This is a genomic window from Calothrix sp. CCY 0018 (genome assembly GCF_963920925.1).
Taxonomy (GTDB): Bacteria; Cyanobacteriota; Cyanobacteriia; order Cyanobacteriales; family Nostocaceae; genus Rivularia.
Window position 1 is genome coordinate 68,159 of record NZ_CAWUDI010000041.1, and the last position, 6,396, is coordinate 74,554.

General features: G+C 37.4%; 6 protein-coding genes and 1 pseudogene. 4 read left to right on the plus strand and 3 right to left on the minus strand.

Annotated elements, in window-relative coordinates; all coding sequences use genetic code 11:
- Window positions 1-132 precede the first annotated feature (132 nt).
- A complete protein-coding gene (locus ACM03V_RS25665; protein WP_414623634.1) occupies window positions 133-471 on the minus strand; it encodes a DUF6825 family protein in 339 nt (112 codons plus the stop codon).
- Window positions 472-1,185: 714 nt separating this feature from the next.
- Between ACM03V_RS25665 and ACM03V_RS25670 the strand changes: the two genes are divergently transcribed.
- Window positions 1,186-2,217 (plus strand): LysR substrate-binding domain-containing protein, encoded by a 1,032-nt coding sequence (locus tag ACM03V_RS25670; RefSeq protein ID WP_414623635.1) that lies wholly within the window; start codon window positions 1,186-1,188, stop codon window positions 2,215-2,217.
- A 115-nt stretch (window positions 2,218-2,332) separates the two neighbouring features.
- Here ACM03V_RS25670 and recR read toward each other — a convergent pair whose 3' ends face one another.
- Window positions 2,333-2,890 (minus strand): recombination mediator RecR, encoded by a 558-nt coding sequence (recR, locus tag ACM03V_RS25675; RefSeq protein WP_414623636.1) that lies wholly within the window; start codon window positions 2,888-2,890, stop codon window positions 2,333-2,335.
- Between the two features lie 247 nt (window positions 2,891-3,137).
- Here recR and ACM03V_RS25680 point away from each other — a divergent pair, with 247 nt between their 5' ends.
- The 3 genes from ACM03V_RS25680 (at window position 3,138) to ACM03V_RS25690 (ending at window position 5,962) form a co-directional block, all read left to right on the plus strand.
- Complete coding sequence (locus ACM03V_RS25680) at window positions 3,138-3,356, plus strand: hypothetical protein (protein WP_414623637.1); 219 nt, start codon at window positions 3,138-3,140, stop codon at window positions 3,354-3,356.
- 3 nt (window positions 3,357-3,359) lie between these two features.
- Window positions 3,360-3,659, plus strand: coding sequence for a GNAT family N-acetyltransferase (locus tag ACM03V_RS25685; RefSeq protein WP_414623638.1), 300 nt, complete (start codon window positions 3,360-3,362; stop codon window positions 3,657-3,659).
- A gap of 110 nt (window positions 3,660-3,769) precedes the next feature.
- On the plus strand, window positions 3,770-5,962 hold the full coding sequence (locus ACM03V_RS25690) for an S-layer homology domain-containing protein (RefSeq protein WP_414623639.1): 2,193 nt from the start codon (window positions 3,770-3,772) through the stop codon (window positions 5,960-5,962).
- A 348-nt stretch (window positions 5,963-6,310) separates the two neighbouring features.
- Here ACM03V_RS25690 and ACM03V_RS25695 read toward each other — a convergent pair.
- Window positions 6,311-6,396 (minus strand): annotated as a pseudogene (locus tag ACM03V_RS25695) (photosystem II protein D1); the annotation flags it as partial.

Consider the following 6,396-nt stretch of genomic DNA (forward strand, 5'->3'; position numbering starts at 1 on the left):
AGCTTTTGCAAAGCCGTTGATTTTCAACCGAGCATAAGCTAAGAGATTCAAATCTCCTAGTACTCGGCATTCTTACCAACGGAAATACCCCTTTATTTCCTTTTATGATTAATTTGCGATTTTTCTCTAACTTTAAACCGAACCGCTACGATGACGTTGCAATTCAGTACGCAATACAGCAATTTCTGCTCGTAGTTCGTCAATCATTGCTTGCAGATCCAGAGGCTCCGAACTAGTTTGCCCAGTTCCTGATTGAGTAGTATGGGTTCCACTTCCAGCACCAGCAGTTTCAGCAGCACGTTCGGCCCGTTCCATCACTTCAGTAGTAAACGATCGCATATGCTCTTTTAGTTCGGCATCTAATTTACCGAGTTCGCTTAAAGCATCGGTAAAAGCGCCTTCCATACGTTGATTAATCACTTCAGCCGCTGCTCTGCCTACGAAAAATGCTTGCACAAGGGGGTTACTCATAATTATTTTTTTATGTTTATCCGCAAAAAAATTATAACTTGCCACTATGCCCAACGTGCTTATATAACGCCAGATTTGCTTGACATTATTTTTGAGTTGTATGAGCGGCCCTAGCAATCAATATTACCGTAACTCTTTGCAATATACAGCTTTGAGGAAATTACACCCTCATATTCACAGGTGCCCGATGATTTTGTCTACAATGATTACCCATCATGATTTTAAAATATATCTTTAGGAATACATTATTGTTTATATTTTATTTTATGTCATAAAAGCCAGACAAATTAAGCAAAAATTAAGGAATTAGCTTTGTTAGAAAATAGGGCTTTTAACTACATTAAATTTTTGCGAAATACATAGAAATTCGATGCTAAGAACGGATTTTGCCGATTGGTAGGTTTACCGCTATTAGTGCAGCGAATGGAAGCAACCGTCATCAAGAAATATTTCTGAGTTATTTCTAGCTTATATATCTTAAGTCAAATAAGTCAAAAACGCATACGAGAGTAAGAACCATAGTTAATGTTAAGTTAATTAAACTTTAGCAACGTAAATGTTGTTAAAGTAATGTATATTGAGTTAAAGCAACATTTGTGTTGTTTTAGTAATGAATTTTATACATATGGGAAATAAAAACTCTATCCAGCTTAAAGTTGGGAGACTTCGCGGTTGAATTGTTAAGTATCAATGTAACTAAGCTAATAATAATTTATGAAAAGTTATGTAGGGGATCTTAGACAGAAAGACACTCTTTTGAAGTCCATTACTTTAGATCAATTACAGGTATTTGAAGCTGCTGCTAGACACTCTAGTTTTACTCGTGCAGCAGAAGAATTATTTGTAACTCAGCCCACCGTATCGATGCAGGTAAAGCATCTTACGCAAGCGGTAGGTGTACCTCTATTTGAATACGTCGGAAAGCGTATTTATCTAACCGAAGCAGGAAGAGAAGTTTTAAGTACCTGCAAGGAAATTTTTAAATGTCTCGACAGGCTTGAGACTACTATTGTCGATTTAAAAGGAATGAAGCAGGGGAGACTCAGACTAGCAGCAGTTACTACAACTAAATACTTTATTCCCAAGTTATTCAAACCGTTTTGTCAACTTTATCCCGGCGTTAGCGTTTCTTTAGAAATAACCAATCATAATGCCCTGCTTTCGCGGTTGAATGAGAATCTTGACGACCTTTATATTCTCAGTTGTCCGCCAGAAAGAGAAGATATGGAAACAAAGGCATTTTTGGACAACCCCTTAGTTTTAGTTGCCCCATACGACCATCCTCTTGCCCATAAACGTAATATTCCATTAAAATACTTAGCTAACGAACCTTTTATTATGCGAGAGCAAGGTTCTGGAACTCGTAAAGTAATACAGCAATTTTTTGCTCAGAATAAAATATCGGTACCGATAAATCTGGAACTTGGCAGCAATGAAGCTATCCAACAAGCTGTAAGTGACGGTTTGGGGATTTCAGCTTTATCTCTTCATACCTTAAATTCAACAGACTTAATGAATAAACTAGCGATATTAGATGTTGAAGGTTTTCCCTTATATCGTCAATGGCACGTAGTGTATCCCAAGAAAAAACAACTTTCAATTACCGCTAGTACTTTTTTAGAATATTTGCTCGTACAAAGCCAGCAATTTTCTGTGGATCAAAAAAATCCTTTACAGCTAATTAAAGATTTGCAAATCATGTCCTCACTTGGCACAAATCAAATTAAAGCAAAAGTTACAACTTGAGAATTGGGCATGGGGCATGGGGCATGGGGCATGGGTAATTGGTAATTGGTAATGATTATTTATTCTTCTCCTTGTCCCCTTGTCCCCTTGTCCCCCCATCTCCCCCTCTCCCCCTCTAATCCAACTCTCGCCGACCTTCCAAAGCTCTTGCCAAGGTGACTTCATCAGCATATTCTAAATCGCCACCTACAGGTAAACCAAAGGCGATGCGCGTTACCTTGGTGAATGGCTTGATTAATTGACCGACATATAATGTAGTAGTTTCACCTTCTACACTGGGGCTAATAGCTAAAATAACTTCTTTAGGATTTTGCTGACTTACCCGTCGTATTAAAGGTTGAATATTTAACTGTTCTGGCCCAATACCCTCTATGGGAGAAATCACCCCTCCCAAAACATGGTACTTGCCTTTATATTCCCTTGTTTTTTCCAAAGCAATGACATCGCGAGAATCTGCGACTACACATATAGTTTCCTTGTCGCGCTTGGCATTGCGGCAGATTTCACAAACGGGTTCGGAAGATAAATGAAAGCATTGCCGACACAAGCCTATCCGTTTTTTGGCATCAATTAAAGCTTGTGCTAAAGCTTCTACTTCTGCTTCAGGTCGTTTTAAAATGTGCAGCGCTAATCTTTGGGCAGTTTTCGGGCCAACTCCCGGTAAGCGTTGCAATTGCTCGATTAATCGTGCTAGAGGACGTGCGTAAACCGTTTTCTTGTCTCCAATATTTGCTTACCTATATATAATGACATTTTTACAGAATTCTGGATTAGTTTTTTGATTAATTTCAAGTGAAAGGGAAGGCGGTACGCAAAGCGTCAAGCTCTTAGCTTATCGCTCAGATTAAAAAATCCATATAATCGCAAAAATCGTAAAAATTAATTGAAATTTGTTCTTCGGAGCAATATAAAAATAAGAAATGGTTAGCTATTCTGGCGATCGCAACATAGAAATTCTACAGATTGATGGATTGACAATGGAGCCACTTGAGTTTTTTGATTTGGATCCCCTTGCAGCTATTTGGGCAGATCCAGAAGTCACTCGATTTCTTCCGAGTCGTGGCGTTCCTATTCCTAGAGAAAACGTTGAATCGTTGAACATTGGCAACAAAGAGGATATGGAATTTGGAAAATTGTAGAAGATGAAACGTGTAAAATGGTTGGCTCCGCAAGGACTTAGTTACTTAGAAGAATTGAATGAAGTAGAACTTCTTTACGGTTTGGCTAAAGCATATTGGGGCAAAGGAATTGCTACAAAAGCAGCGAAAGCAACAGTTTCATACGGTTTTAATCAAGCCAATTTAGATAGAATTATTGCGATGGCTTTACCTGAAAACGAAGCTTCAAAAAAAGTGATAGAGAAAGCGGGCTTAGAGTACGAAAAACAATTGCACATCTTTAATTTAGACGCTCTCTACTATTCTATTCAACGTCAAGGATAGATTTGGTTGAGGAAGGTAAAAACTATGATGATTCCAAAATGAACGGATTGCGGTAGCATGATTTAAGTTAACTACCAGGTCAAGTTATATACTAATTTGTATAAATCATTATGGTAAATACCTCAACAAATTTCCCAGATATAAAAAACCATTGGGCAAAAGAATTTATTGAAGCTCTGGCAACACGAAGGATTCTAAATGGTTATCCTGATGGTAGTTTTCGTCCGAATCACTCGGTAACGAGGGCTGAGTTTGCTGCTATTATTACTTCAACTTTTGATCAAATCTCCAAGAAGCGGGAATACATAGCTTTTGTTGATGTTCCTAGCTCGCATTGGGCATTTTCTGCAATAAAAAAGTCTTACGAAACAGTTTTTATTACAGGATTTCCTAACCGTCTGTTTCGCCCTTCTAATCGCATCACGCGGGCAAATGCGTTAGTTTCAATTATTAGCGGTTTGGGATTTACTAGTAGTGTTGATAGCAATTTATTAAGCGCTTTCCCACAAATTTATCAGGATTATAATCAAATTCCAGACTACGCCAAAATAGCTATGGCTATCTCTACAAAGGCGGGTTTGGTTGCAAGTTATCCAGATATTAAATTACTCAACCCCACTTTAGCAGCAACTCGTGCAGATATTTCTGTCTTTGTTTATCAAGCTTTAGTTTATTTAGAAGAAGCTGAAAAAATTGATTCGGAATATTTAGTTTCACCACAAGTTTCCATTACACCTAATCCAGAGAATACTCGCGAATATGACATTATTTGTTTTGGTGATGAAGTTCCTGGTGTTTTAAGTTTGGTATGTGCTTCAAGAGAATATCATCGCCGCACGGGTAAATATCCTCGCAGTTTATTATTATTTAAAGGAAATTCTCAATTAGGAGTTGGCGGACATTTAGTTCGCGGAGGCTTGTCGTATCTAGATCGTTCGCAGATTCCTATTTCAATTCGTCGGCAGTATGATTTAGATACCTTTGGAGATTCACCCGCTATTTATCAAGAGTTTCTGCAACGTTCTGGAGTTTATCAAATAGCTTTAGACCCGCAAGATGCTGATATCACTCTACGTCAAATGTTGCAAGAAGTAAGAGCTAATATTCTCAGCAATGCAGAAATTAAGTTGGTAATCAAAGACGAAAATCAAATAGCTGGTATTAAATTAACTAGAGGTGAAACCTATACCGCGAAGCAGTTTATTGATTGTACTGTCAATGCCGAATTAGCTCAATTTGCTGGAGTAAAAAAATTAAAAGGCTTTGAAACATTTGGTTTACCAGATTCAGAATTATCGGTAACTTCGACTTTTCAAACTAAAGGATTAACTGTAGATAATCTTAAAAGAATTGAATATGAATATTTAGAAGGTTTTACCAATTTAGCAAATACTGAATTTCAAAACTTGATAAATATTGCTGCTGGTAATAACTCAGAATTTGCAGATTATCTGAGACAAAATTTAATCGATAGTAATGGAAATTTGAAAACGATGTACGCGGGTAAAGACTACATCGATGTTCGCTCTAAAGCTTTATCAATTGCTTACCATAGTTTCCGAGGTACTACCTTATCTCTACAAACCAGCGGAAGTATTTTAGATAATGGCAATATCGCGATTTTAAATAACAATACATTGTCTTGGAATGCTTTACTATTCGATGTGAATGCAGCACAAGCAGAAAATCTAGCCAGAAATAAAGCTTTACCGACATCCGCAATGCGTGAGGAAATGGAATTTGTTAGTAAGTGGTTTAAAAATATTGGTGCTACCGAAGTAATACCAGCTTCCGAATTATACATCCGTCATGCAGGAAATGTTATCGGAGCGGTAGAACCCTTCAGGGGAGCAGAAATGCTGGCTGGAGGAATTCCTGAAAATGAAGCTTTGGGTACTTTTGGCTACCATTTTGATATTCGTGGAGGTATCAAAGGTTTGGGTAATAGAGTTTTAGAAAAAGGATTAAAGGAAGTAAGTTTGCATTTGCCACCATTATTTAATTTTGGCATTCAACACGCTTTAATAAAAGATGTTCCAAATCTCGCTGTTATCAGCCCCGCTTCTGGATTTCAAGGTTACGCTTGCTCTGCTGGTAGAATCGTAGAATTTAACTGTGGTGTTGGGCAGGGAGTGGGAATTGGTATTGGTATTGCATTATCAGAAAATCGTCTTCTGGCAGGAATTAGTAATTTAGAAGTGCGGCAAGTTTTGGTAGATACTGAACGTTTACCAAAGATATATGGAGTCAGTTATCTTGAGCAAGCGCGGGAATTGGATGTTTTTGAGAATTTGATTGCTTGATGTTGTTGTGGAAATTGATATCAGTAATATTCATTATATGCAGGGGAAATTAATGATGTAGAACTTAAAAATCAATTAGATAAATTAAAAGCTCGGGGTTGGGAATGGGAAATAGTTGAAATGGTTGTTATTAAGCGTAGCGATGATAAATTTTTTGATTTTTTTATATACCTAAAATGTGAAGTTGTTCCCTTTCCTATTTTACAACTTGGATTTTACTCTAAATAATAAAGCGATAAATCGCTTACTACGAGCCGATGAAAATTAGACAGCAAAAAACGCCTCCCAATTTCTCGGAAGGCGTTTTTATTTAAAGACGTAATATCATGTCTCTACAATATTTAGTTTTTAACCGTTGATTGCGGGAGCGCTGATTGCAACAGGAGCAGTTTCACCAGCAGCCAAATCAAGTGGGAAGTTGTGTGCATTTCTTT

Coding starts and splice junctions, on each gene's coding strand:
- ACM03V_RS25690 (WP_414623639.1), top strand. CDS start 3,770: ATGGTAAATACCTCAACAAATTTCCCAGATATAAAAAACCATTGGGCA.
- ACM03V_RS25665 (WP_414623634.1), bottom strand. CDS start 471: ATGAGTAACCCCCTTGTGCAAGCATTTTTCGTAGGCAGAGCAGCGGCT.
- ACM03V_RS25670 (WP_414623635.1), top strand. CDS start 1,186: ATGAAAAGTTATGTAGGGGATCTTAGACAGAAAGACACTCTTTTGAAG.
- ACM03V_RS25685 (WP_414623638.1), top strand. CDS start 3,360: ATGAAACGTGTAAAATGGTTGGCTCCGCAAGGACTTAGTTACTTAGAA.
- ACM03V_RS25680 (WP_414623637.1), top strand. CDS start 3,138: ATGGTTAGCTATTCTGGCGATCGCAACATAGAAATTCTACAGATTGAT.